Below are 25,237 nucleotides of genomic sequence, written 5' to 3' on the forward strand. Positions count from 1 at the left end.
CGTTATTATTGTATGAAATAATTAAAATTCCGACATATGAAACTAAGCTCTGGGTTATTCGGATTTCTTCTTATCGTTTGGATGGGCGGTTCAACTTATTGGTATGTTTGTAAAATAAAAAACGACTGTGAGAACAAAGAAACTTCTTCAACTCAAATACTTTCTGATACTCAAAATAAAACTTCTGAAGATGCATTAAACGAATTGTCGGAAAAAAAAGAAAATATTTATAAAAATACAGAAACAGTTCGAGAAGATATTATCAACAAAACAAAAGAAAAACTAACTGCAGGTTATATTGTTTTTGATTTTCCGAAGAATTCAGTAATAATCAACAATATTTCAAACGATTTTAATGAATTTGCAGAAAACCTAAAACTATATCTAATTGAAAACAGCACTGATAAAATTGAAATAATCGGTCATACAGATAATATCGGGAATAGCAGTGCTAATTATAAATTCGGACAAAAAAGAGCATTATTTATTAAAAATAAATTGATAGAAACAGGTATCTCGGATGAACATTTTATTATAAAATCAAAAGGAGAAAAAGAACCGATTGATACAAATGATACTGAGAACGGGCGTAAAAAAAACAGGCGTGTTGTTATTAAATTACGTCAACAATAAAACTTTAAAACATGGGCGAACATATTTTAGAAATAGTTGTAATGTTGCTCGGAGCAGCAATTTTAGGATTCTTTATCGGTTGGTTTTTGCAAAAAAATAAAATTAGTGACTTAGAAGAGTACATAACCACGCTTGAAGAAAAAAACAACAGACTGCAAGGCGAATATAATGAAAATGAAAGGGCTTTAATTAATTGTCAAACCGAAAAGAAAAAAACAGAAGCCGACAAAGGCAGGATTGAAACATTGCTGGTTGAGTGCCAAGGTAAGTTAACTGTTTCAGATGTTGAATTGGCAAAAAAAGAAATTGATGCTAAAACTGAAAAAACAATAAAAGTTAATAAGAAAACAGATTCTAAGCAAGAAAGTAAGAAAAAAATCACAAAAAAGTCTCCAACCTTAAAACCGGATAATTTAACAAAAATTGAAGGAATAGGGCCGAAACTTTCAGGAATACTTCAAAAAGCAGGTATTGAAACATTTAAAAAATTGTCGGAAGTTAAACCTGAAAAAATTTCAGAAATTTTAGTAAAAGCAGGCGGAAACAAATATAAGAGGTTTGATCCCGAAACCTGGCCCAATCAGGCAAAACTTGCAACAGAAGGCAAATGGGACGAGCTAAAAAAATGGCAAGACGAAATGAAAGGCGGAAGAGAGTAACAGATACTGTCTCTTTTTAATCTACATTTCCCCAATAAAATTTACTCTTTATTAATCTGGATTCCGTCAGATTCAATAATTATTATTCGCTGTTTGTATAAACTGCCGACTGCTTTTTTAAAAGATTTTTTACTTATATTAAATAAAGCTTTTATTAAACCCGGAGAACTTTTGTCAGTTACGCCGACGAAACCGTCATTATCTTTAATAATTTGAAGAATATTTCTTGAAATCTCATCAATTTGCTCATATCCTGATTTTTGCAGAGCAAGATCAATCTTCTCGTCCTCTCTTATTTTTTTAACGAACGCTTTTAATTTGTTCCCGATTTCAATATCTCGAAAAACTTCATTTTTGTACAATAAACCGGCAAATTTATTTTCAATGATTGCTGTATAGCCTATTTCCGTTTTTCGTTGAATCAAAATATTAACCTCATCATTAATTTCGTAAGGCGGAAATTCTTTGCTTAAAAACTTATTAACTTTTGCAGAAGCTGCCAAACGATTTGTTTTTTCATCCAAATATATATAAACAATATACGAATACCCTTCAACCATATCAGCTTTTTGTTCTCTGAAAGGCACTAATAAATCTTTAATTATTCCCCAATCCAAAAATGCACCGAATTTATTAACCTCCTTTACTTTTAAATGGGCAAATTCATTAACAAAAGCCAACGGAGTTTCAGATGTGGCAATCAACCGGTCCTCTGTATCAGAATAAATAAACACTTCAATTTCATCGTCAGGTTTTGTCCCGTTAGGAACATATTTTGCAGGCATTAATATTTCTCCGTTGTCACCGCCGTCAAGATAAATACCGAAATCAACTTCCTTAATAACTTTTAATGTATTGTATTTCCCAATTTCAACCATTCTTTTTTTTTGCAAATATATACTTTATTAATTTCTTTAAAATCTTATCGGTGTAAAAACAATATTTTGTATTCAATAATTCAATTCTTATTTTTGTTGAGAACATAAGTTCTTATACCCAACTTAAAAAATCGGATGCATTTCAAACAACTTAAAAGAAAAGATAAAATAGGTCTTATAACTCCTGCCGGCTTTATTACAAAACAAAAATTAAAAAATGCCGTTCAAAACATAGAAAACTTAGGTTTTGAGGCATTTTGGTATGGTAGTGTTTCGGATAAAAAAGGATATCTTGCAGGAACAGATAAAGCAAGAATTGAAGAATTACATAAAATGTATAAAAACAATTCCGTAAAAGCAATACTTTGTGTCAGAGGGGGTTATGGGGCAACTCGTATTTTAGACTTAATTGATTACGAGTTAATTAAACAAAACCCGAAACCATTAATAGGGTACAGCGATATAACGGCTTTGCATTCGGCAATATATAAAAAAACCGGACAAATTGGGTTTCACGGAACGGTAGGAGCATCCATATTTACTGAATTTACACTTAAAAATTTTAAGGAAGTTTTTTGTGAAAAGAAAGAAGTTGTAAATTACACATCCTCGGAAACCTCGAATTATAAGCACTATACAATACATGAAGGAAAAGCATCCGGCAAATTAGCAGGAGGAAACCTCTCTTTAATAAATTCCTTACTTTGCACCCCTTATGATGTTAATTGGGATAATAAAATTGTTTTTATTGAAGAAATAAATGAACCGCCCTATAAAATTGACAGACTTTTAACACAGCTTATACAAGCAGGAAAATTTAAAAAAGTAAAAGGAATAATCTTCGGCATTTTTAATCGTTGTGAAGGCAAAGACTTTAACGTTAAAAATGAAGATACTTTTTCTTTGAAAGAAATATTGTCAGAAAAAATAAAACCGTTAAAAATCCCTGCTGCATACGGCTTTCCTTTCGGGCACATAAAAAATCAAATTATATTACCGATAGGAGCAAATGCAGATTTTGACACAAATAAAATGCAATTAAAAATTAAAAAAGATTTTTTTCGTTAAAAAACTATATTTTCGCAGATTATAAATTTAAACAAAATAAAATCTTGAAAGTAGAAATAAAACATAACCTACCTAAGGAAAAAGCAATTCCTTGTGCTGAAAATATTTTTAAAGACTTATCTGAAAAATATAAAGATGAATTTTCAGACTTAGAACAAAGAACAGAAAACAATAGAATATTATTTTCTTTCAAAGCAAGAGGAATGAACATAGCCGGAACAATTACAATAAATGAAAATAATGTTTATATCGAAAGCCGTTTACCGTTTGCCGCAAAGTTATTTCAAGGCTTAATAGAAAGTAAAATTAAAGAAAATGCCCATAAAATGTTGGCAAATTGTAAGTAGCAATTTTTAATAATTAAAATCACTGAAATAAAATGAACAATAAAATTATAATTTTAATAATTGCCGTAATTATGGGATTTACATCAGACAAGCCTGCATATAAACTTTTTAATAAAGACGGCAAGCAGGTAAAATATTCAAAAATGATAAGAGCGTTAAGCAAAGCTGATGTAGTTTTTATCGGAGAATTACATAACAGCCCCATAAGCCATTGGATGGAACTTGAAATTACAAAAGATTTAGCCGAATTAAATAAAAACGGTTTAACTTTAGGTGCCGAAATGTTTGAGGCAGACAATCAGCTTATATTAAACGAATATCTTGACAGCCTGATAAGCAAAAGAAAATTTGAAGCCGAAATGCGATTATGGCCCAACTACAAAACAGACTACAAGCCCCTTATAAACATAGCTTTAAAAAACAAGTATAAATTTATTGCAACAAATATTCCGAGAAGATATGCAAGTGCTGTTTACAAATCCGGATTTGAAGGTTTAGATAAATTAAGCAATGAAGCTAAAACCTATATTGCTCCTTTACCTATCACCTATGATACAACCGTAAATTGTTATGCCGAAATGTTGAAAGAAGATGAAAACCCTGACCATTTTAACCCTAACATTGCAAAATCACAAGCAGTAAAAGATGCAACAATGGCCTACTTTATTATTAAGAACCTTGAAAAAGGAAAAACCTTTATACATTATAATGGTGCGTATCATTCTGATAATTATGAAGGTATAGTTTGGTATTTAAAAAGAGAAAGGCCAGATTTGAAAATTCTTACGGTTTCAACAGTTGAGCAAGATACAATTTCCTCATTAAAAGAAGAATATAATAACAAAGCCGATTTTATATTTGTAGTTCCCGAAAATATGACAAAAACATATTAGTTAATAATGCCCCTTATAAAAATTGAAATAGAAAAAGGCAGTGATAAACATTTTTTAGATTCATTGATAGAAATAACAATGAACTGTGTTCAGAAAATACTGAAATTACCGCACGATTATAAAAATATTCGTTTACAAGAATATAAAAAAGGACATTTTTTTATGAAAAAACCTTATCGAATTTTAATTGAGATAAGCATGATTGAAGGTCGAACCAATGAAATAAAAAAGAATCTGTTTCAAATGATTGTAACAAAACTATCAGATAAACTGTCAATAAAAAAAGAAGAAATTTTCATACTAATTAACGAACAAGCAAAAGAAAACTGGGGTATCAGAGGCGGAATTTCCGCAACCGAAATTTTTAAATAATTATAACTGCAAAATTAACCGAAATGAAACTTAATAAATTAATAATATTTGCATTAAGCATTTTCTTTATATCGTCAATACCTGCATGCAGCCAAAATAATTCAGAAGAAAAAGACAGTGTTGCATTAAGCGATACAATTATAAAAGTTATAAAGAAAGAATATAAACCTGAACTTGATACAATCTCAATAATCGGTGTCGGTGATATGATGCTCGGCACAAACTTCCCGACTTCACCAAATTATTTGCCTCCGAACAACGATTGCAAACCGCTTATTGCCCCCGTTGTTCATATATTAAGAGATGCTGATTTAACTTTCGGAAATAACGAAGGAGTATATTCTGACAAACCTGAACTTGCCAGACCTTGTAACGACCCTAGATGGTGTTACCGTTTCAGTATGCCCGAAAAGTATGTAAATTGTCTTGTTGATGCTGGTTTTGATGTTGTAAGTATCGGGAATAATCATCTCGGAGACCTCGGAGCATACGGCAGAAAAAATACCGTAAAAGTTTTATCGGAAGCAGGATTACATTTTGCAGGTTTAACAACTCACCCTACCGATACCTTTACCCTAAATAATATCAAATATGGCTTTTGTGCTTTTGCTCCGAATGACGGAACATGCCAAATAACTGATTACGAGCTTTTAAAAAGAACCGTAAAAAAACTTAAAGAGGATTGCCAAATAGTTATTGTTTCTTTTCACGGCGGAGCCGAAGGAAGCAAGCATGAACATCTTACAAGAAAAACAGAAGTATTCCTCGGACAAAACAGAGGTAATGTTTATAAATTTGCACATACGGCAATTGATGCAGGTGCAGATATTGTATTCGGGCACGGACCTCACGTAACAAGAGCTGTTGAAGTTTATAAAAAACGCTTTATTGCTTACAGCATGGGGAATTTTATTACTTACAGAAGGTTTAATATTAACGGTGTCAGCGGACTTTCGCCTATAATAAAAGTTTATATAAACGGAAAAGGTGAATTTATTAAAGGCAAAATTACGGCAACCTATCAAAATAAAATGACCGGAACAAAATTAGACCCGAACAACAGAGTAATTACTCGAATGCAACAACTTATAAAACAGGATATTCCCGAGTCCATTATTGAAATTAAAAATAACGGTGATATTGTGTATAAAAATTAGACCTAAAACCGGAACTTTATAATTGTGCTGTCTTCAATTTGAAGTCGTTCATCTTTGCCGAAATAATCAACAATATAAACATGTTTTAACTTTTTGAAATCTTGACTTAATTTTACTTTTATTTTATAAAAGCTGCTTTTCTTTTCTTTTTCAAATTCTGCAACAGTTCCTATTGTTAAGCCCTCAGGAAAAACGGCTGAATATCCGGAAGTTACAACTTTATCTCCGATATACAGAGAACTATGGTCAGGGATATCATACAAAAAACTGTACTTGTAATCTTTTTCGTCCCACCTTAATGAACCGAAATAATCTGTTCTTTCAATTTTTGCACTTATTCCTAATTTTGAATTCAACATTGAAACAACTGTGCAATAATTTTTACCGGTAACCGCAACAGTTCCTATAATTCCTTTGTCCGACAATACTGCCATATCATCTCTTATTCCGTCAATCGAACCCTTATTTAGTGTAATAATATTATATGGTTTGTAAACAGAGTTTTTTACAACAATTGCAGATTGATAAAAATAACCGGTTTTCTCAATTTCCTTTGAAATTCTTATATCATTTTCTTTTAAAACACTTATGTAATTTTTTAAGTGCTCATTTTCGGCTTTAAGAAAATCATTTTGTTCTTTTAACGAAAAGTAATTATTTATTGAGCTTACTTTATTCTGAAAAAAACCGGAAACTGAATTTGCAGAAGATATAAATAAATTTGCATTTTCTGTATTTCTTACTACCAAAAAGATTGATATCGATTCTAATACTAAAAACAACATAAAAAAATGAGATTTCAGTAAAAATTTCAAAAAATCTTTCATAAATCTGTTTTAAAAGATTATCGCTTTAAGAATCTGAACTTATCAATATTTTTCAAAGCAATACCGGTTCCTCTGGCAACGGCATGAAGCGGATCTTCGGCAATATGAAATTTCATGTTTGTTTTTTCACCCAATCTTTTATCTAAACCCCTTAAAAGTGCACCCCCACCGGCTAAAAAAATACCTTTTTCGTGAATATCGGCATATAGCTCGGGAGGCGTTTTTTCTAAAACACTTATAATTGCAGATTCAATTTTAGCAATGGTTTTATCAAGGCAATGAGCAATTTCATCGTGTGAAACAGGAATCTCAATCGGTAATGCTGTCATTTGGTGAGGTCCTCTTACAACAAATTTTTCGGGAACATCATCAATATCGGCCGTTGCTGCCCCTACTTTAAGTTTAATTTTTTCTGCTGTTCTTTCTCCGACTTTAATATTATATTGATGTCTCATATACTCCTGAATATCCTGAGTAAAATCGTCACCCGCAAATTTTATAGATCTGTTACTTACAATTCCTCCTAAAGAAATAACGGCAATTTCTGTTGTTCCCCCTCCTATATCAACAACCATATTTCCGGAAGGTGCTTCAACATCAATCCCCATACCTAATGCTGCTGCCATGGGTTCAAAAATCATATAAACATCTCTTGCTCCTGCATGTTCGGCAGAATCTCGTACCGCACGAATTTCAACTTCAGTACTTCCGGAGGGAATACAAATTACCATTTTTAAAGAAGGGGAAAAGAATTTAGATTTTGATGTTCCCATTTTTATCAGCTCTCTGATCATCAATTCTGATGCAAGAAAGTCTGCAATTACACCGTCACGCAAAGGTCTTATCGTTCTTATTCCTTCGTGTGTTTTGCCGTGCATTTGTCTTGCTTTATTGCCTATTGCAATAAGTTTATTATTTTGATCTATTGCAACAATGGAAGGTTCATCAACAACAATTTTATCATTTTCGATAATAATTGTATTTGCAGTTCCTAAGTCAACTGCTATCTCCTTGTTTAAAAAGCTAAATAATCCCATTGTTTTTTTGTCCTGTTTTTTTGTTTAAAATATTACTGATAAAATTAAAAAAAACTCTTCAATATCTTTAACATCGAAGAGTTTAACATTATAAAACACCTTCTTTAAATTATTCAAAAATATGTGTTTGTGCTTTTGACGAAGCTTCAATCATTTCATGATACTCTTCATCGGTTAAATCTTCATAATAGAAATTCACCGGATTTACAGGCTTATTATTTATTCTTACCTCATAATGTAAATGGGGTGAGGTTGATAATCCTGTACTTCCCACATAACCGATAACATCTCCTCGTTTTACTCTTTGGCCCGGGCGTACAATAATTTTTTGCATGTGAGCATAGAAGGTTGTATAACCGAAACCGTGATTTATTTTCACTAACCTTCCGTATCCTCCTGAAGAACCTCCTGCTTGAAATACAATACCGTCACCGGCTGCATATATTTTTGTGCCTCTCGGAGCTGTTAAATCAACTCCGGTATGTTTTTTTAATATTTTTAAAATCGGGTGCATACGATATCCGAAGGCTGAGCCGAATCTTGTTAAATCATCTATAGCTATAGGTTGAATGGCAGGAATACATGCAGCCATTTTCTCTGTATTTTTAACTAACTCAAAAATTTCATTATAAGACTCGGATTGAACCAGCATAACACGCGATAAAATATCTGTTTTCTGGCTTGTGTTTATCAATATATCCGAATTTTCATATTTCCTGAAATAACTATACTTATCGCTGCCTCCTATACCGGCATTTCTCTTAAATTCAGGAACCGGACTTGTTTGAAAAATCATACGATACAAATTATCATCTCTGTTTTGTAAAATTTCCAAGCTCTTAACTGTATAGTCCAACTCCTTATCTAAAAGTGCATATTTAATTTTTAATTCATTGCTTTTTTCTGAAATAAAAAGTTCTTCCGGGCTTATTATAAATGAAGTGAAAATGAAAAAAAATATTATCCCTAATACTGCTGAAAAAAGAACTTTCGGCAATATGGTTCTAAGTAAACCTTTAAAGTTATTTTTTTCTTTAACTTCATAGGTCAATGTATCGGCATTGAACTTGTATTTGTTTTTTCTCATGACAATATTATTTGAGTTATGTCATAGTAAAAATATGTTTTTCTTAGGCTTGTCAAAACTAATTGACAAAAATATGTATAAATTATTTAAAATCACAATGTTTAGAGAATATTTTTTCTTGTAAGTCTAATAAATAAGCAATTTTAAATATCTTTGCAAATTATTAATAGAATATATGAGCAATATTGCAGCTATAGTAGGAAGACCGAATGTTGGGAAATCAACACTTTTTAACAGGCTTACCCAAGAAAGGAAAGCAATTATCCATGAGTCAAGCGGAGTTACTCGTGACAGGCATTACGGGAAAACAGATTGGAACGGACTTGAATTCTCATTAATCGATACCGGAGGGTATGTTAAAGGCTCTGACGATATTTTTGAAGAAGAAATAAGAAAGCAAGTTGACATAGCAATTGAAGAGGCAGATATTATTTTGTTTGTTACAGATGTTATGACCGGAATTACGGATTTGGACTTGACAGTTGCAAGAATTCTGAGAAAAATTGAAAAACCTATTTTTTTAGTCGTAAATAAAGTAGATAATTCAGCATTGCAATACGATGCAGATATATTTTACAAATTAGGCTTACCTGATTTATTCCCCATTTCTTCTATAAACGGCTCAGGAACAGGCGATTTGCTTGATGCTGTTGTTGCAGCATTCCCTAAAAAAGAAGAATTTATTGAAGAAAGTGAATTGCCTCGGTTTGCTGTTGTGGGAAGACCTAATGCAGGGAAATCGTCTTTAATTAATTCATTAATAGGAGAAGAAAGAAATATTGTTACTCCGGTTTCCGGAACTACACGAGATTCAATAAATACACATTATAATAAATTCGGGCATGATTTTATTTTAGTTGATACAGCCGGAATCAGAAAAAAAGCAAAAGTTTCGGAAGATATTGAATTCTACTCCGTAATGAGAGCAATAAGAGCTATTGAAAATTCTGATGTTTGCCTGTTAATGATTGATGCACAAAGAGGCGTGGAGGCACAGGATTTAAGTATATATAATTTGATACAAAAAAACAGCAAAGGTGTTGTTGTATTAATGAATAAGTGGGATTTGGCAGAAAAAGAAACAAATACAATCAAAAAAGCAGAAGAGGAAATCAGAGAAAAATTAGCACCGTTTAAAGATGTTCCTATAGTTTTTATTTCAGCCCTTACAAAACAACGAATTTTTAAAGCTTTAGAAGCTGCCGTTCAAGTATTCAATAACAGAAAAAGAAGAATTGCAACTCCCGAACTGAATAAAATAATGCTGAAAGAAATAGAGAATTTTTCACCCCCTGCACAAAAGGGAAAATATATTAACATAAAATTCGTTACTCAGTTACCGACTTATTCTCCGACATTTGCGTTCTTTTGTAACCATCCCAAACTAATAAAAGATTCATACAGAAGATATTTGGAAAATAAGCTGAGAGAACACTATAACTTTACCGGCGTGCCGTTAAAACTGTTTTTCAGAAATAAAGCAAAAGAGAAAAAATAATAAAAATGAAGTTAAAAATTCAAAATATTTTTCTTTCAGTTATTTTAATATCAAGCTTGCTAATTTTTTCGGCATGTCCTAAACCTCAATCTTATTCTGAAATACCTGAAATTGATTTTAAACAAGTTATTCTTTTAAACAGCAACGACACATTAGGAAACCCCGAAAAAATGTATAAATTAAGGTTCGGACTGATTGACGGCGACGGAAATATAGGCTTAGAAGAAACAGATACAATAGGAATTGAAGTTGACAGTTTATATGTAAATAATTTTATTGCAACAATGTTTGAAGTGAAAAACGGAGATACAATAATTGCTGATACAACAGAAAACTATAACTTCAGAATACCTTACGTCGAACCTCAAGGTCAGAACAAACTTCTTATTGCAGATGTGTTTATAGAATGGACTTTCCCTTATTATAACGACACATTACTATTTGACTCTATATTTTTTGAATTCTATATCATCGACAGAAAACTTAACAAAAGTAATATTGAGCAAACCCCCGTACTTTATTTGGATACAGTAGGTGAATTCCCGATGATATTAAATAATGAATAAATCATCAAAAAAGTGATGCTATAAAAGAAAAAATATATATTTTTGACTCTTGTAATAATAAATACTAACCATAAAACAAATTAGTTATGTCGGTAAACAAAGTTATTTTAATCGGAAATGTAGGCGGAGATCCTGAAGTTAAATATATTAAAGAAGATGTACCTGTTGCAAAATTCAGTTTAGCAACCAGTGATTCATATAAAAATCGTGACGGAGAGAAAGTTACAAATACAGAGTGGCATAACATTGTTGTGTGGAGAGGCTTGGCAAAAGTAGTTGAAAAATATGTAAAAAAAGGTTCTAAACTTTATATCGAAGGAAAACTTACACACAGAAAATACGAAAAAGACGGTCAAACTAAATATTTTACCGAAATTTTATGCAAAGAACTTACAATGCTCGACAGTAAAGACACAAATGTTTCTAAAAATGTGCCTAAAAATGAAGAAAAACCGAATATAGAAGAACCCGATACAGATACATTCGAAGATGTTGACGATTTACCGTTTTAATAAGTAATAATTCAAATAAGAAAGATGTTGTTCTGAGCAACATCTTTCTTTTATTTTTAACATAAATAAATTAAACCTTGGACCCTGAGCCTTTATTTAGTTTAATACAATTAAACATAATTATTATCCCCCTGACATCCGGAATATATTGGGGAATTGCCGGAATTTTAATATTATTAATTTCATCTGCATTAGTTTCAGGCTCTGAAGTTGCATTTTTTTCATTATCGCCGTCCCAAAAAAACTTACTGCTTGAAACAGACTCAAAAAAAAACAATTTAATTTTAAGCCTTACTAAAAAACCCGAAAAACTTTTAGCCACTATTCTTATTGCAAATAATTTTATAAATGTCGGAATAGTAATGCTGTCAGCGTATGTTATAAATAGTGCCGTAGATTTTTCAAATACCCCCGATTGGTTAGTTTTTCTTATTCAAATTGTTACAATTACCTTTCTATTATTATTATTCGGTGAAATTATTCCGAAAGTTTACGCAACCGAAGCATCTTTAAAATTTGCAAAATTTACCGTTTATCCTTTATCGCTTTCAATGAAGTTATTTATGCCTGTAAGTAATCTTTTAATAAAATCAACTTCGTTTGTTAACAAGCGTTTAAAAATGAAACAAAATATTTCTGTTGAAGATTTATCGGATGCTTTGGAACTCACAGAAGCCGATATCAAGCAAGATAAAGGCATTCTTGAACGCATTGTAACTTTCGGCAGCATTGATGTAAAAGAAATTATGAAACCCCGTGTTGATGTAGTTGCCGCAGATATAAACTTCAGTTATAATAAATTAAAGTCATTGATTATAGAGTCAGGTTTTTCCAGAATCCCTGTTTATGAAGAAAACCATGACAACATAAAAGGCATATTATTAATAAAAGATTTACTGCGAAATATCGATGTTGAAAACTACAAATGGCAACAGCATATAAAAACTCCTTTTTTTGTTCCCGAAACAATGAAAATTAATGATTTGCTGGAAGATTTCAGGCAAAAGAAAATTCACATTTCAATTGTAACCGATGAATACGGAGGTTTTCTCGGAATTGCAACAATGGAAGATATTATTGAAGAAATTGTAGGAGAAATAAGTGATGAGAAAGATATAGAAGAAAAGAACTTTCAGAAAATTGATGATAAAAACTATATTTTTGACGGGAAAATACAATTAAACGATTTTTATAAAGTTTTAGAAATTAAAGAAGATATTTTTGAAAAAGTAAGAGGCGAAGCCGATTCTTTGGCAGGATTAATTCTTGAAAAACAAGGCGAAATACCTAAAAAAGGAGAAGTTATTAAAATAGACAAATATACTTTTACTATTGATTCCGCTGATAACAGAAAGATTAAGAAAATAAAATTAAAAATTAATGATTAAAGTTATCCTAAAAATAAGTTTCATTTTATTAGCTCTTATTTTTTTTTCATGCGAAGAAACATATTATCCAAAATCTCACGGATATTTAAGAATTGATTTCCCTGAAAAAGAGTACAAATTATTTGATTCGGCTTATCCTTACAAATTTGAAATTCCTGTTTACTCAAAAGTTGAAAAAGACAGCAGCAATGGTGCCGAAAAATATTGGTCGGATTGGAACTTCCCGCAATTTACGGCAACAGTTTTTCTCAGCTATAAAGATATTAGAAATAATTTAGACGAATACGAGGAAGATACTCGAGAACTTGCATATAAACACACAATTAAAGCAGATGCAATAAACCCCAAAATATGGAATAATGAAGAAAAACATGTTTATGGAATACTTTACGACATAAAAGGTGATGTTGCTTCACAAATCCAATTTTATTTAACCGACAGCACAAAACATTTTCTCAGAGGTGCATTTTATTTTAACTGTGTTCCGAATAAAGATTCATTAGCACCGTCATTAAAATTTCTTCGAAAAGATATTGACCGAATGATTGAAACATTTGAATGGAAAAATGAATATTAAAAAAATAGGAATTCTCGGGGGCGGAAGTTGGGCAACCGCAATTATTAAATTACTGTCAGAATCAAGGCATAAAGAAAAAATAAATTGGTTTATTCGAAACCAAGATAATATAAATCATATAAAAGAACATCGGCGGAATAAATTTTATTTAAGTTCAGTTGAAATAGTAACAGAAAAAATTTCTTTGTGTGATGATATAAATTATGTAATAAAAAACTCTGATTTAATTATTATTGCAATTCCTTCGGCATTTATAAAAGATGCACTTTTAAAAAATAATATCAGTTTTTCCGGAAAATTTATTTTTTCTGCCGTAAAAGGAATAATACCTGCCGGAAATCAAATTATTGCTGAATATTTTCATGAAAAGTACAAAATCCCCGTCCAAAATATTGGTGTTATAACCGGACCCTGCCATGCCGAAGAAGTTGCTTTGGAAAGATTGTCATATTTAACGGTTGCATCAGAGAATGAAAATCTTGCAAAATTTATCGGAAACAGATTAAAAACACATTATACAAAAATTAAAATCTCGGGTGATATATACGGTACGGAATATTCTGCGGTTTTAAAAAATATCTTTGCAATTGCTTCCGGAATTTGTCACGGATTAGGTTACGGAGATAATTTTCAGGCTGTTCTTGTTTCAAATGCAATTCGAGAAATAAAACGGTTTGTTGATAAAGTTCATCCTATTTCAAGAGACATAAAAAACTCTGCATATTTGGGAGATTTATTGGTTACTGCATATTCAAAATTCAGCAGAAATCGAATGTTCGGCACAATGATAGGTAAAGGATATTCCGTAAAATCTGCATTATTAGAAATGAAGATGATTCCGGAAGGTTATTATGCCGTAAAAGGTGTTTTCGAGATTAATAAAAAACATGATATTTACCTGCCTATTTTAAATGCAGTTTATGCAATTTTGTATCAACAAAAATCAGTTAATAATGAAATTCTGAAATTAACAGATTTAATTGATTGATTATATATGAATTATGAGAAAACAAAAACTTACCGAATAAAAATCACCGGACTTGTTCAAGGTGTAGGTTTCAGACCTTTTATTTATGTTCTTGCCGAGAAATATAAATTAAAAGGTTGGGTTGAAAATAGAAACGACGGTGTTTTAATTCATGCAAATGCAACTAAAACAATAATTGTTAAATTTATTAAAACAATAAAAAAAAATGCTCCTGTTGCCTCTTCAATTGAAGAAGTTACCTTAGCAGAAATCAACCTTGAAAATTTTGAGAGCTTCTCTATTAAAAAAAGCGAAAGCACTTCTGATGCCGTTACCGAAGTAAGTCCGGATATTGCTGTTTGTAATGATTGTCTTGAAGATATTAAATCTCAAAAACACAGAATAAATTACCCGTTTACTAACTGTACAAATTGCGGTCCTCGCTTTACAATTATTAAAGATTTGCCATACGACAGAGCAAAAACAACAATGCAAGAATTTGAAATGTGTGAAACTTGCAAAAGCGAATATATCGATATTTACGACAGACGTTTTCATGCACAACCGGTTGCTTGTAATACTTGCGGACCTACTTATACGCTTCATTATAAGGGGGGTGAAATTATTGATATAAATGAAATAATTCGATTAAGTTCAGAACTAACAGAACAAGGAAAAATAATTGCGGTTAAAGGTCTCGGAGGCTATCATTTAATGTGCGATGCAACAAATGAAGATGCCGTAACTTCATTGCGGACATTAAAAAACAGAGAAAGCAAAGCTTTTGCCGTAATGATGAAAAATACAACAATTGCCGAAAAATATGTTGAAATTTCAAAACAAGAGAAAAAAGAATTAACCTCTTGGCAAAGACCAATTTTATTGTTGAAATCTAAAAAACAATTAGTCGCTTCGGTTTCAAATAAGTTGGCAAATCTTGGTGTTATGTTACCGTATATGCCTTTTCATTATATGCTTTTTGAACAATTAAAAACAGATGCAATTGTTCTTACCAGCGGAAATTTTACCGATGAACCCATTATTACAAGCAATAAAGAGGCAATAAAACAATTTTCGGAAAAAGTTGATGCTGTAATTACTTACAATCGAAAAATACATAACCGAACTGACGATAGTGTAGGAATACTCATAAATGATAAACTTCGTTTATTAAGACGTTCAAGAGGTTTTGCTCCGGCATCAATTGCAACAAAATTTAATGTTGAAGGAATTTTTGCAGCCGGTTCAGAATTTGTCAATTGCTTTTGCATAGGCAAGGGGAACAAAGCTTTTATGAGCCAACACATCGGAGATTTAAAAAATCTCGAAACTTTTGAGTTTTACAAAGAAAGTTTTGAACTATACAAACGCCTTTTTCGGTTCAAACCGAAAGTGATTGTTACAGATTTACATCCCGATTATTTATCAAGTAAGTTTGCCGAAGAATTGCATAAGCAACATCCCGAAACAATGTTAATAAAGGTTCAGCACCACCATGCACATATTGTTTCTTGCATGGCAGAGCATCGGCTTGACGAAAAAGTTATAGGTATCAGTTTTGACGGAGTAGGTTTGGGTAACGACGGTAATATTTGGGGCAGTGAGTTTTTTGTAAATGATTTGTCAAGCTATAAGCGTTTTTCACATTTTGAATATATAACCGTTTCCGGAGGCGATTCTGTTTCAAAAGAACCCTGGCGAAGCGCCGCATCTTATCTTTATCATTATTTTGGTAAGGAAATTTTTGATTCTGTTCCGTTCTTTACAGAAAAAATAGGTACAGACAAAATTAAGATGTATAAGCAAGTTTTAGAGAATAATTTTAATACTTACAAAACATCAAGTGCCGGAAGATTATTTGATGCAGTTGCGTCTTTAACCGGTTTGGTTAATATTGCAGGCTACCATGCCGAAGCTCCTATGTGTTTGGAATCAATTATTAATGAATCAGTTATCGATTGCTATAGTTTCGAAGTTACAGATGTTGTATCTTTTAAAAAGATGTTTGAAGGTATTATTAATGATATAAAATCGGGTGTGGATAAGTCAGATATTTCAGCAAAATTTCATAATACTATTATTGAAGTTGTTATGAAGATGTCAGCTGTAATGAAACAAAAAATCGGAATTAATAAAGTTGTACTTTCGGGCGGAACATTTCAAAATAAATATTTGCTTGCAAATATTGAAACCCGACTTACGGCAAACGAATTTGAAGTTTTTTCATCTGAAAAAATCCCGACAAATGACGGCGGTATTGCATTAGGGCAATTAATTATTGGGGCAAATCTAACGTAATACAGCCTTAATACTGTCCGGAACATTATTGATTTTAATTTCCGCCTCCGAATTTAACCGCATTTATTCCGTAATCATCTCTTAAAACTCTGAATTCTGTTCTACGGTTTAATTGATGACAAATTTCTTTTTGCTCTTCGGTTTCTAAATTATTTATAAATTCTTCTGTAAGAACATCTCCGTTTTTCAAAAATTTATGTGTTGCAAGAACTTTTCTGCCGACTTTTGTTTTAGACGAAATTTTCTTCGGAACTTTTTCTCCGTTTCCTACCGGTGTTAAGCGGTCAGCTTTTATTTCTTTTGAAATTAAATAATCAATAACTGATTGAGCTCTTCCTTCCGATAGAATTTGATTAGATTCTTCACTGCCTCTGAAATCTGTGTTTGCAGCAAGTTCAATAGTTATATTTGAATTTACGGTTAATGTTTGTACTAATTTATCTAAAGAAACCATTGATTCGGGTCTTAATTCAACTGAGCCGAGAGCATATTCAATGTTAGGAAGTTCTATTTGTTTGTTTCCGTACGGTTCAAGTTCTAAAACAATATCAAATTCTTTACTTTTTGTAAGTCCTTTTGTCGAACGGTCTGCAATTGCAGTTAAGAATTTACTTTTTGAAGCAATAACAGAATAATCTGTTTTCGGTTTTAAATTAAAACGGAATGTTCCGTCAGAAGCAGAGGTTATTTCAACTTCATGCCCGCTCGGACTTGTAAGTTTTACATTTGCACCGGGAAGCGGAGCATTTGCATCTGAATTCTTAACTAAACCTCTCATTGTAAAAATTAAATCAGGCATAGAAAAAGAATAAATATTTATTTTCTTGTTTCTTTTAGATGAGAAATAGCCTGTACTTTTGTTTTCGTAAAAAGTTATTCCGAAATCATCTTTTGATGAGTTTATGGGGTATCTCATATTTTCAACTTCCCAAACGGTTCCGTTTTTCTTTGCTTTAAAAATATCCAGTCCGCCCATTCCTACATGTCCGTCAGAAGCAAAATATAATTCTCCGTTTTGTCTTAAATACGGAAATTTCTCATCTCCTTTTGTATTAATTTTTGATCCGGCATTTTGAATATTTCCCCATGCAGAAGTTGCACTTTCCCGTTTAACAAAATAAATATCTTTTCCGCCGAAACCTTTAACCCCGGGTATGCTGTCGCTTACAAAATACATTATCAGCTCATCTTCTGAAACTGCAGGATGTCCGACAGAAACAGTGCTGTCACCTTTTAATACAACTTCTTGCGGGTCTGACCAACCTCCTGCATTATTCTTTGATTTATATATTTTACAACCCATATTTGCTCCCTCGGTTTGCTTGCACATTGAAAAATACATAATTGAGCCTTCGTTAATAATAACTGCAGAACCCTCACTACCCGGTGAATTTACATTTCCGTCAACAGGGACAGGTACGCTCCACTTTCCTTTTCGGTCTTTGGTAACTACAAAAATATCGGAATAACTTTGCCCGGTAATGTTACTGACTTCTTTTCCGTTTGCACTTTCTCGTGTTGATGAGAAATAGATTTCAGATTTGCTTTTTCCGAATGAAGGGCAAAAGTCTGACGAAGAGGAGTTTATGTCTTCTGCAATTTCAACTGTAAACCTTGTCGGATTATCTATCCAGTCTTGAGCAAATTCGCAAGATTTTACACCGTTTTTCCCTCTTGAATCATTCGGAACCAAATTTTGATACTTTTTATAGTTTTCTTTTGCTTCTTCATATTTACCGAGCATCTTTTGTGCATTTGCGAGATATAACCATGCAACAGGGTATTTAATTTCGTATCTTGTTGCTTTTTTATACCATTTTGCTGCTTTTCTTTCATTCATCATAATTCTGCTGCATTCGCCCAGCTTGTATGAAACATTTGCTTTGTCCTCTTTTGCCGTTAATTTTTCGTAAGTTGCTTCATAAATATCGTAAGCGATATGATATTCGCCGATATTAAAAGCTTCATCTGCTTTTTTCAGGCTTCTTTTTTGAGAGAATCCGCCGAAAGTAATTGTAAAAGATAAGAAAGTTATTATGAAGAAAGATTTAAACATGGTTTCGATTTTTTTAATTGAATTATGCCTTTTTATAAGTTTTTATTTAATTGAGTTTAAATAAAGATGTTTCAGCAAAAATAATAATATTTGAATGAAAATAAAATTCACTTGATAAAGCTGTTTTATTTTTTGATAAGTTGCATTAAAATATAACACTTCGTTACATTTTTCACATAAACCGTAGTGGTGCTGTGCTTAATATAATAAAACGTCATATTTTATTGTACTTTCAAACCTCATAACAAACTTCTATTACATAATTTGTGTTAAATGCTGATAATTAGGTTTTTGTAATAAAAATTGAACCTCCGATATTGTCTTTTATTGCTCCCGTTACAAATTTAAGTGCATTTACACTTTTATTTATTCTTAGATAACCCAGGAATGCAAAAATTATTGCTTCTTTAAAATCAATGGTTTCTTTATCCGGAATTATAACTTTTTGATGTATTTCCGATTCTATTTCTGATATTAGGAACTTGTTATGTGCACCGCCGCCGGTTATTAATATTTCAGAATTATTTTTTGTGTTTATAACTTTTGCAATTTGAACAGCAATATGTCTGTAAAAAGTTCTGATTTTATCTTCATCGGGAATATTAAAGTTTGCCAGCAGAGGATAAAAATATTTTTCTGCATATTCTCGACCTAATGATTTTGGTGCTTTTTGAAAATAAAACGGAATATTATTAAGATCTTCAAGAAGTTTTATATTTATGCTTCCGGTTTTCCCTATTTTTCCGTCTTTATCAAATTCTTTTCCGAAAGATTTTACCAAACTGTTAATAATAAAGTTTATCGGGCAAATATCAAATGCAATACGTTCTCCTTTTTTATTATCGTAAGAAGCATTTGCAAAACCGCCCAGATTAATACAAAAATCATATTTGTGAAAAAGGTATTTATCTCCGACGGGAACTAAAGGAGCCCCTTGCCCTTTCAAGGCAGTATCTAAGTTTCGGAAATCGGAAATTACTGAAATGTCGGTTTCTGCAACAATAAATGCCGCATCTCCGATTTGGAATGTAATATTTTCATTTGGTTTGTGAAAAATTGTATGTCCGTGAGATGCAATAAAATCCGGTTTTATCTCATTTTTTAAAAATGTATTAATTTTTTTGCCTATGTATTTTCCGTATTGTTTATGTAATTTTATAAAATCAAAAGCATTTAAGTTTTGTGCGTTTGATAATGATGTTTTTATTTCTTTTTCGTAGGATACAAAACCTGTTTTCAACAAACTGAAAGAATATGCATCTTTGTCTTTTTGAAATTTACATAATGCAAAATCTAAACCGTCAAGAGAAGTTCCGGACATAACACCGAGTATTATTGCTTCGTTATTTTTCATTTTCTTGTTTGCAAATCATAAAACTATTATACTTGAATATCTGTTAAAAGAATATTATTTTCAGACTTGTATTGATATTCTTTAATTGCTTTCAACTTGCTTTCTAATTCTTTAAACAGCTTACTTTTAATGTAGTATGAAAAATCATTACCGGTTTCTTCGTAAGCATCAGTAATTTTTGCAATACTTAAATTATTTAAACCCATTGCCGGTTGATAACAAATATTTCCTTTGCGTTTTATTTTTGAGATAATTCCTGCATCGGTTAAATTTTTCAGTATAAATTCAACCGTAAAAACCGGAATTGATGTTTTGCCTGCAAGATTTTGTGCAGTCGGTGCTTTTTCTGCTTTCGAAAAATAATCGCTCAGCTTTTTTACTAATAAAAGTGCTATTTTCTTTTGGTATGAAATACTTAATTTTTGCATTTGCATACTTGCTCCTTTTAATTTTATATTTTGAACAACAAAAGAAATTTCTGCCCCCAGCAAAACAACGAACCAACTTATTTGCAGCCAAATAAGAAATAACGGAAGTGCGGCAAAACTTCCGTAAATTGCATTCATTCTGGTTGCTCCGGATTGAAAAGAAACATATAATCCTTGAAAAAGTTGGAAGATAGTTCCGGCAATTATTCCTCCTATTAAAGCAGATTTGAATTTTACCTTTGTATTCGGCATTACTAAATACAGCAAAGTAAAAATAATCCAGATTATTATAAAGGGGATTATTTTGGCAAATTTTAAGAATAGCGGAGTGGCAAATTGAAACATTGTATTATCTTGTAAGCCTGTCATTTTTGCAGAAATAAAAACAGTAATACTTCCGGCAAGAATCATAAAAATAGGACCTAACATCATAATTGTGAGATAATCGGTAAATTTTCTTATGATTCCTCGGGGTTTTTTGATATCCCAAACAGTATTAAATGAATTTTCAATATTTGAAAGAAGTTTAATAACTGACCACAATAATAAAACAAACCCAAGCCCTGCAATAAGCCCTCCTTTTGCAGTTCCCAACATAGAGCGAGTAAATTCTAAAATATAATTCATTGCCTCCTCTTGACCTGCCATGCTTTTTGCAATTTCATCTTCTAAAACAGCCTCTAAACCAAAGCCTTTTGCAATACCAAACCCCAAAGCTAAAACAGGAACAATTGAAAGCAGAGTGAAATATGTCAGTGCTGAGGCTTTTATATTTAATTTGTCTTCTTTAAAGCCTTTTAAGCCTAAAGAAACAGTTCTTAACAAAGTTATTAATGCTTTTTTCGGCTTTGAGGCTTTATCAATATCAAATGTCCAAAGTTCATTTTTAATAAACTCTTTGAGTTTTTTAATTTTCTTCTTCATTTTACAGTAATTATTTCTTCAAAATTAAGTTTTTTGAAAACAAAATCAACGGGTGTTCGTTTTCAAACAGGAGCAAATATTAATAATTAGGGCTTACCGAAAAACGCTAAATCTTCTGTATATAAGCTATTTATAGGGCTGTTTGCATATACAAGTGCAAGGTTTTCAGTTCATTTAACCCTATTTCCTTGCACTTGTGTAAAATATTTTATCTGCCCACAGGCACATCATCTTTCAAATTTCTCTTATTTCGTAGTATTTATATACGACTTCAAACGAGAAACTTGAAATCTAATGCACCTGTGATCTTTTCAGCAAACCCTAATTACGGCTTAATGACAAGGCTATATTTTGCTCTTGATGTTTCTTCGGGTACTTTCAGCAAAAACAATGTTTATGTTCCTAATTTACCCTATAAATTATACTAACGGCAGATTAGGCGTTATTTTTATTTTTAAAGTTTTTTTTAAGTTTATTGTATTCATCAAATATTTCGTCATTATTTATGTTTTCGTACATTTTATCGGATTGTTCAGAATAAAAATCTTTTTGTTGATTTTGTTTTAAAATTGCATCTTTTAATTTCTCTAATCTTGTTATGATGCTTGAATCGCTATAAAAAAAAGTGTGGCTTTTTTGCTTTCTTTTTCCTGTTTTATTTTTCAAAAAGCTATATTCATTTTCGTAATATTCAATTTTTAGTTTTAGGTCGGATATTTTTTCTTTCAGAAGTTTTAATTCTTCATCATAAGTCGGAATTTTATTTTTAAGGTCTTCAATTCTTTTCTCATAAGTTTTTTTCAATCCTAGGGCATGAACAGATATTTTTTCGCCGGCATCTTCGGGTATTTCTTTTGACGCTACTTTTTTAATTGTATCTTCTGCTTTTTGCTTGTATTTAAGAACTTTTTCGGAATGGTTTGTTATATCGGTTTCGGCTCTTATTCTTAAAGCATTTATATGAGCAGCAAGGCTTTTGCTTTCTTTTAAATAAGCTTTTAAATTGTTTATTTCTTTTTCAAATTCTTTAAGAGGATTATAGTACTTTTTTTTGATATTGTTAACGGTATCTTCTCCTTTGTCGTATATTTTTCTGATAATTCCCATAATAATTGTTTTTTAGGTAAAAAAAATGCCAAATAATAACGAAGCAGTGTAACTTGTTATAATTTGACACTTTTTAAAAATAAGTTTTATATTTTATTATGCCGAAAATTTAATAATTTGATCGGCATATTCGCTCATTAGTAAAGAAAGAGAGTTTAACGAGCCTGCAAGTTCATTCAAATCAAGATTTTCAACTTGTAAGGTGTCTCTGAAAATTATACTGCTGCCTGCTTCATTTAGTGCAAAAGCTCCGTGTAAAATATCTTGGTTTTTTTGAAGCAATGCTTTATACATATTAACATCATCACCTTTTACTTTAAAAATAATTTGTTCCATTATTAAAATAGGATCATCCACAACAATTGCCATATTTTTTATTCCTTCATCTTCTTTATCTATTAAAAGAAAACCTTCGCTTTCATTTTCTCCTATAATTGAATAATTTAATTCATTTAAATACTCTTTTACTTTTGCGTAACTACTCATTTCTATGTTTTTTTATTAATATTAAATTTTAATTCTCAAATATATGAAATATTTTTCTTTTTTAAAAAAAATAATAAAAAAATTAAGTCATGAATAGTTTTTAATACAAAGAGAGTTTATGTTTGTAAAATATTATTAATTTATAAATAACTTTCACACAACATTTTTATGAAAACCATTGCACTTGTAGCACACGATAACAGAAAAACAGATTTAATTGAATGGGTAAGTTTTAATTGGAAGGAGATTTCAAAACATAAAATATATTGTACGGGAACAACAGGAAAACTTGTTGAGAAAGCATTGCAAGATAAATGTGGTGAGAATAACTGTAATATGCCGGCGGTTGTAAAATTAAAGTCAGGACCTCTCGGCGGCGACCAGCAAATGGGTGCTTTGATTACTGAGAATGAAATTGATTTATTTATTTTTCTTTGGGATCCGATGCAGCCGCAAGCACATGATGTTGATGTTAAGGCACTTCTGCGAATTGCGGTTCTTTATAATGTGCCTACGGCTTGCAACAGGTCAACTGCGGATTTTATGATTTCGTCTCCTTTGCTTCACAGCGGTTATGAACCTTTAATTAAAGATTATTCGGAGTATATTAACCGAGATGTTTAACTTGAATTATTTTCGCCTTGATAACTCACTTGCATATTTTTTTCCGAGAGTGTTTTTGTTCTTTTTAATCCATTCAGTTAGTTTTACTTTACCCGTAGGTTCAGTTTCAACATAAAGAAGATTTTGCATTAAGCCCTTTATTTCTTCTTTGGTTAATGTAACATCTTTTTTTAGAAAACTTATAACTTTTGCAACACGATAAGCACAAACCGGCTTTGTATTTATTATTCGTTTTTTGATTCCTGTATTTATCATTATTGCAGATATCAGTTCTTTGTATGTGAATGTTTCCGGACCGATTGCATTAATAATTTCATTTTCCTTATTTTCAATTTGCTTGATTATAACATCTGCAAAGTCTTCTACATGAATTGGTTGTATTTTATAATCTCCTTTTCCGAAAACACCTATAACCGGAAGATGTCGAATCATCCAAGCAATATTATTGATTAATATATCTTCTTTACCGAATAAAACTGCAGGACGAATTATTGCATATTGAGGCATTATTACTTTTAAATAGTCTTCTAAAATTCCTTTTCCCTTAAAATACTCCAATTCTGAACTTGCATCAGGATTTGTGATGCTTACATGAATTATTTTTGTTACTCCGGCTTTTTTTGCTGCATCAAACAAGATTTTTGTATTCTTAACTGCTTGATTATGATTGAATTTTTTGTGGTTAAAACGTACCCAGTAGGTATTAATCAACACATCAACACCTGAAAGGTTTTTTTCGAGTAATTCTTGATCTTTAAAACTTAAAGGTGCAACTTCAATTTTTTTGCCGAAAGGATTCGGTTTGTCAGGAGAATTTGTAAGAGTTTTAACTTTGTATCCTTTTTCGAACAGCTTTTCAGTTATGTATTTCCCTGAATAACCGAAAGCACCGGTAATTGCAATTTTTTTATTTCTCATAGTATTTGCTTTTAAAACTTTCAAGAAGTATTGAAAGCTTGAGTGAAAAAAATTATTTAATTAGGTTAATAAATTTTGACCAAAACCAATTTTCATCCATTTTTATGAATTTTTCCAGCATATTATCTGCTTCTGATGCAAATTTTTCTATATTTTTAATTTGATTTATAATGTTTTTGTTTTCAGAGTCTTTTTCTTCATTTTTCTTTAGTGTTTTCAGAACCTTTAGCATCGGGTCTAATTCTCGTTCTTTTCTTATTTTAAGTACACGCTTAAAAATAAGCCACATATCTTTTTCTCCGATAAAGAATTCTTTTCTTTCTCCCAGTTTTGTTTCTTTATAAACTAATCCCCAGTCAATTAATGTTCTGACATTCATATTGACATTACCGCGAGAAATTTTTAGAGTTTCCATAATTTCTTCGGCACTTAAAGAATTTTCCGTAATTAAAAATAAGGCATGAATTTGTGCTAAGGTTTTATTCAAACCCCATTTAGAACCGAGGCTGCCCCATGATTTTATAAATTCTTCTTGTGTTTTGCTAAGTTTCATACTGCAAATATAAAACAACTTTT

At 31.2% G+C, this 25,237-nt stretch carries 27 protein-coding genes; 16 read left to right on the top strand and 11 right to left on the bottom strand.

Features of this window, described 5'->3' with window-relative positions; genetic code table 11:
• The first annotated feature begins 36 nt into the window (after positions 1–36).
• Positions 37–633 carry an OmpA family protein gene (locus L3J35_04795; protein ID MCF6365500.1) on the top strand — a complete coding sequence of 199 codons (597 nt, stop codon included), beginning with the start codon at positions 37–39 and terminating at the stop codon, positions 631–633.
• Positions 634–644: 11 nt separating this feature from the next.
• Positions 645–1,292, top strand: coding sequence for a hypothetical protein (locus L3J35_04800; GenBank protein MCF6365501.1), 648 nt, complete (start codon positions 645–647; stop codon positions 1,290–1,292).
• 41 nt (positions 1,293–1,333) lie between these two features.
• On the opposite strand, the gene L3J35_04805 is transcribed toward L3J35_04800, so the two are convergent.
• On the bottom strand, positions 1,334–2,170 hold the full coding sequence (locus tag L3J35_04805; protein MCF6365502.1) for a S1-like domain-containing RNA-binding protein: 837 nt from the start codon (positions 2,168–2,170) through the stop codon (positions 1,334–1,336).
• A gap of 135 nt (positions 2,171–2,305) precedes the next feature.
• Between L3J35_04805 and L3J35_04810 the strand changes: the two genes are divergently transcribed.
• From L3J35_04810 to L3J35_04830, 5 genes are read left to right on the top strand one after another with little or no spacing between them, the layout of a single operon-like run.
• Positions 2,306–3,238, top strand: coding sequence for an LD-carboxypeptidase (locus L3J35_04810; GenBank protein MCF6365503.1), 933 nt, complete (start codon positions 2,306–2,308; stop codon positions 3,236–3,238).
• A 44-nt stretch (positions 3,239–3,282) separates the two neighbouring features.
• A complete protein-coding gene (locus L3J35_04815) occupies positions 3,283–3,585 on the top strand; it encodes a polyhydroxyalkanoic acid system family protein (protein ID MCF6365504.1) in 303 nt (100 codons plus the stop codon).
• Positions 3,586–3,617: 32 nt separating this feature from the next.
• Complete coding sequence (locus L3J35_04820) at positions 3,618–4,478, top strand: ChaN family lipoprotein (protein MCF6365505.1); 861 nt, start codon at positions 3,618–3,620, stop codon at positions 4,476–4,478.
• A 6-nt stretch (positions 4,479–4,484) separates the two neighbouring features.
• The gene (locus L3J35_04825) at positions 4,485–4,850 is read left to right on the top strand and encodes a tautomerase family protein (protein ID MCF6365506.1); all 366 of its coding nucleotides are present in this window, start codon (positions 4,485–4,487) and stop codon (positions 4,848–4,850) included.
• Between the two features lie 23 nt (positions 4,851–4,873).
• On the top strand, positions 4,874–6,007 hold the full coding sequence (locus L3J35_04830; GenBank protein ID MCF6365507.1) for a CapA family protein: 1,134 nt from the start codon (positions 4,874–4,876) through the stop codon (positions 6,005–6,007).
• A 2-nt stretch (positions 6,008–6,009) separates the two neighbouring features.
• On the opposite strand, the gene mreC is transcribed toward L3J35_04830, so the two are convergent.
• The 3 genes from mreC to L3J35_04845 all read right to left on the bottom strand — a co-directional run bounded on the left by mreC (position 6,010) and on the right by L3J35_04845 (position 8,958).
• Positions 6,010–6,834, bottom strand: coding sequence for a rod shape-determining protein MreC (gene mreC, locus L3J35_04835; protein ID MCF6365508.1), 825 nt, complete (start codon positions 6,832–6,834; stop codon positions 6,010–6,012).
• Positions 6,835–6,851: 17 nt separating this feature from the next.
• Entirely contained in the window at positions 6,852–7,871 is a 1,020-nt protein-coding gene (locus L3J35_04840) for a rod shape-determining protein (protein ID MCF6365509.1), read from the bottom strand.
• A gap of 109 nt (positions 7,872–7,980) precedes the next feature.
• A complete protein-coding gene (locus tag L3J35_04845; GenBank protein MCF6365510.1) occupies positions 7,981–8,958 on the bottom strand; it encodes a M23 family metallopeptidase in 978 nt (325 codons plus the stop codon).
• 175 nt (positions 8,959–9,133) lie between these two features.
• Between L3J35_04845 and der the strand changes: the two genes are divergently transcribed.
• From der to hypF, 7 genes are all read left to right on the top strand, one after another.
• Positions 9,134–10,456: a ribosome biogenesis GTPase Der gene (gene der, locus L3J35_04850; protein ID MCF6365511.1), complete on the top strand. Its 1,323-nt coding sequence runs from the start codon at positions 9,134–9,136 to the stop codon at positions 10,454–10,456.
• Between the two features lie 5 nt (positions 10,457–10,461).
• Entirely contained in the window at positions 10,462–11,022 is a 561-nt protein-coding gene (locus L3J35_04855) for a hypothetical protein (GenBank protein ID MCF6365512.1), read from the top strand.
• A gap of 86 nt (positions 11,023–11,108) precedes the next feature.
• A complete protein-coding gene (ssb, locus tag L3J35_04860; GenBank protein ID MCF6365513.1) occupies positions 11,109–11,534 on the top strand; it encodes a single-stranded DNA-binding protein in 426 nt (141 codons plus the stop codon).
• Positions 11,535–11,611: 77 nt separating this feature from the next.
• Positions 11,612–12,922 (top strand): gliding motility-associated protein GldE, encoded by a 1,311-nt coding sequence (gldE, locus tag L3J35_04865; protein MCF6365514.1) that lies wholly within the window; start codon positions 11,612–11,614, stop codon positions 12,920–12,922.
• Positions 12,915–13,499, top strand: coding sequence for a gliding motility lipoprotein GldD (gene gldD, locus L3J35_04870; GenBank protein ID MCF6365515.1), 585 nt, complete (start codon positions 12,915–12,917; stop codon positions 13,497–13,499). The genes gldE and gldD overlap by 8 nt, the downstream gene beginning before the upstream one ends.
• The gene (locus L3J35_04875) at positions 13,489–14,487 is read left to right on the top strand and encodes an NAD(P)-binding domain-containing protein (GenBank protein MCF6365516.1); all 999 of its coding nucleotides are present in this window, start codon (positions 13,489–13,491) and stop codon (positions 14,485–14,487) included. Before gldD ends, L3J35_04875 begins: the two co-directional genes overlap by 11 nt.
• Positions 14,488–14,493: 6 nt before the next feature.
• Positions 14,494–16,764 (top strand): carbamoyltransferase HypF, encoded by a 2,271-nt coding sequence (hypF, locus tag L3J35_04880; protein ID MCF6365517.1) that lies wholly within the window; start codon positions 14,494–14,496, stop codon positions 16,762–16,764.
• Between the two features lie 34 nt (positions 16,765–16,798).
• On the opposite strand, the gene L3J35_04885 is transcribed toward hypF, so the two are convergent.
• The 3 genes from L3J35_04885 to L3J35_04895 all read right to left on the bottom strand — a co-directional run bounded on the left by L3J35_04885 (position 16,799) and on the right by L3J35_04895 (position 21,526).
• Positions 16,799–18,820 (bottom strand): OmpA family protein, encoded by a 2,022-nt coding sequence (locus L3J35_04885; GenBank protein MCF6365518.1) that lies wholly within the window; start codon positions 18,818–18,820, stop codon positions 16,799–16,801.
• A 283-nt stretch (positions 18,821–19,103) separates the two neighbouring features.
• Positions 19,104–20,174: an anhydro-N-acetylmuramic acid kinase gene (locus L3J35_04890; protein MCF6365519.1), complete on the bottom strand. Its 1,071-nt coding sequence runs from the start codon at positions 20,172–20,174 to the stop codon at positions 19,104–19,106.
• Positions 20,175–20,200: 26 nt separating this feature from the next.
• Positions 20,201–21,526, bottom strand: coding sequence for a YihY/virulence factor BrkB family protein (locus L3J35_04895; GenBank protein MCF6365520.1), 1,326 nt, complete (start codon positions 21,524–21,526; stop codon positions 20,201–20,203).
• Positions 21,527–21,810: 284 nt separating this feature from the next.
• Between L3J35_04895 and L3J35_04900 the strand changes: the two genes are divergently transcribed.
• The gene (locus L3J35_04900) at positions 21,811–21,954 is read left to right on the top strand and encodes a hypothetical protein (GenBank protein ID MCF6365521.1); all 144 of its coding nucleotides are present in this window, start codon (positions 21,811–21,813) and stop codon (positions 21,952–21,954) included.
• 7 nt (positions 21,955–21,961) lie between these two features.
• Here L3J35_04900 and L3J35_04905 read toward each other — a convergent pair whose 3' ends face one another.
• Both L3J35_04905 and L3J35_04910 read right to left on the bottom strand, forming a co-directional pair.
• Positions 21,962–22,633: a PspA/IM30 family protein gene (locus L3J35_04905; GenBank protein MCF6365522.1), complete on the bottom strand. Its 672-nt coding sequence runs from the start codon at positions 22,631–22,633 to the stop codon at positions 21,962–21,964.
• A 96-nt stretch (positions 22,634–22,729) separates the two neighbouring features.
• Positions 22,730–23,119, bottom strand: a complete 390-nt coding sequence (locus L3J35_04910) for a YbjN domain-containing protein (protein MCF6365523.1) — start codon at positions 23,117–23,119, stop codon at positions 22,730–22,732.
• A 168-nt stretch (positions 23,120–23,287) separates the two neighbouring features.
• On the opposite strand from L3J35_04910, the gene L3J35_04915 reads away from it, so the two are divergent.
• On the top strand, positions 23,288–23,743 hold the full coding sequence (locus tag L3J35_04915) for a methylglyoxal synthase (protein ID MCF6365524.1): 456 nt from the start codon (positions 23,288–23,290) through the stop codon (positions 23,741–23,743).
• A 6-nt stretch (positions 23,744–23,749) separates the two neighbouring features.
• Here L3J35_04915 and L3J35_04920 read toward each other — a convergent pair whose 3' ends face one another.
• Positions 23,750–24,661 carry an NAD-dependent epimerase/dehydratase family protein gene (locus L3J35_04920; GenBank protein ID MCF6365525.1) on the bottom strand — a complete coding sequence of 304 codons (912 nt, stop codon included), beginning with the start codon at positions 24,659–24,661 and terminating at the stop codon, positions 23,750–23,752.
• Between the two features lie 52 nt (positions 24,662–24,713).
• Positions 24,714–25,214 carry a MarR family transcriptional regulator gene (locus tag L3J35_04925; protein MCF6365526.1) on the bottom strand — a complete coding sequence of 167 codons (501 nt, stop codon included), beginning with the start codon at positions 25,212–25,214 and terminating at the stop codon, positions 24,714–24,716.
• Between the last annotated feature and the right edge of the window lie 23 nt (positions 25,215–25,237).

The sequence above is a fragment of the Bacteroidales bacterium genome (genome assembly GCA_021648725.1).
GTDB lineage: Bacteria > Bacteroidota > Bacteroidia > Bacteroidales > JAADGE01 > JAADGE01.

Coding starts and splice junctions, on each gene's coding strand:
- L3J35_04795 (MCF6365500.1), top strand. CDS start 37: ATGAAACTAAGCTCTGGGTTATTCGGATTTCTTCTTATCGTTTGGATG.
- L3J35_04800 (MCF6365501.1), top strand. CDS start 645: ATGGGCGAACATATTTTAGAAATAGTTGTAATGTTGCTCGGAGCAGCA.
- L3J35_04805 (MCF6365502.1), bottom strand. CDS start 2,170: ATGGTTGAAATTGGGAAATACAATACATTAAAAGTTATTAAGGAAGTT.
- L3J35_04810 (MCF6365503.1), top strand. CDS start 2,306: ATGCATTTCAAACAACTTAAAAGAAAAGATAAAATAGGTCTTATAACT.
- L3J35_04820 (MCF6365505.1), top strand. CDS start 3,618: ATGAACAATAAAATTATAATTTTAATAATTGCCGTAATTATGGGATTT.
- L3J35_04825 (MCF6365506.1), top strand. CDS start 4,485: ATGCCCCTTATAAAAATTGAAATAGAAAAAGGCAGTGATAAACATTTT.
- L3J35_04830 (MCF6365507.1), top strand. CDS start 4,874: ATGAAACTTAATAAATTAATAATATTTGCATTAAGCATTTTCTTTATA.
- mreC (MCF6365508.1), bottom strand. CDS start 6,834: ATGAAAGATTTTTTGAAATTTTTACTGAAATCTCATTTTTTTATGTTG.
- L3J35_04840 (MCF6365509.1), bottom strand. CDS start 7,871: ATGGGATTATTTAGCTTTTTAAACAAGGAGATAGCAGTTGACTTAGGA.
- L3J35_04845 (MCF6365510.1), bottom strand. CDS start 8,958: ATGAGAAAAAACAAATACAAGTTCAATGCCGATACATTGACCTATGAA.
- der (MCF6365511.1), top strand. CDS start 9,134: ATGAGCAATATTGCAGCTATAGTAGGAAGACCGAATGTTGGGAAATCA.
- L3J35_04855 (MCF6365512.1), top strand. CDS start 10,462: ATGAAGTTAAAAATTCAAAATATTTTTCTTTCAGTTATTTTAATATCA.
- ssb (MCF6365513.1), top strand. CDS start 11,109: ATGTCGGTAAACAAAGTTATTTTAATCGGAAATGTAGGCGGAGATCCT.
- gldD (MCF6365515.1), top strand. CDS start 12,915: ATGATTAAAGTTATCCTAAAAATAAGTTTCATTTTATTAGCTCTTATT.
- L3J35_04875 (MCF6365516.1), top strand. CDS start 13,489: ATGAATATTAAAAAAATAGGAATTCTCGGGGGCGGAAGTTGGGCAACC.
- hypF (MCF6365517.1), top strand. CDS start 14,494: ATGAATTATGAGAAAACAAAAACTTACCGAATAAAAATCACCGGACTT.
- L3J35_04885 (MCF6365518.1), bottom strand. CDS start 18,820: ATGTTTAAATCTTTCTTCATAATAACTTTCTTATCTTTTACAATTACT.
- L3J35_04890 (MCF6365519.1), bottom strand. CDS start 20,174: ATGAAAAATAACGAAGCAATAATACTCGGTGTTATGTCCGGAACTTCT.
- L3J35_04895 (MCF6365520.1), bottom strand. CDS start 21,526: ATGAAGAAGAAAATTAAAAAACTCAAAGAGTTTATTAAAAATGAACTT.
- L3J35_04905 (MCF6365522.1), bottom strand. CDS start 22,633: ATGGGAATTATCAGAAAAATATACGACAAAGGAGAAGATACCGTTAAC.
- L3J35_04910 (MCF6365523.1), bottom strand. CDS start 23,119: ATGAGTAGTTACGCAAAAGTAAAAGAGTATTTAAATGAATTAAATTAT.
- L3J35_04915 (MCF6365524.1), top strand. CDS start 23,288: ATGAAAACCATTGCACTTGTAGCACACGATAACAGAAAAACAGATTTA.
- L3J35_04920 (MCF6365525.1), bottom strand. CDS start 24,661: ATGAGAAATAAAAAAATTGCAATTACCGGTGCTTTCGGTTATTCAGGG.
- L3J35_04925 (MCF6365526.1), bottom strand. CDS start 25,214: ATGAAACTTAGCAAAACACAAGAAGAATTTATAAAATCATGGGGCAGC.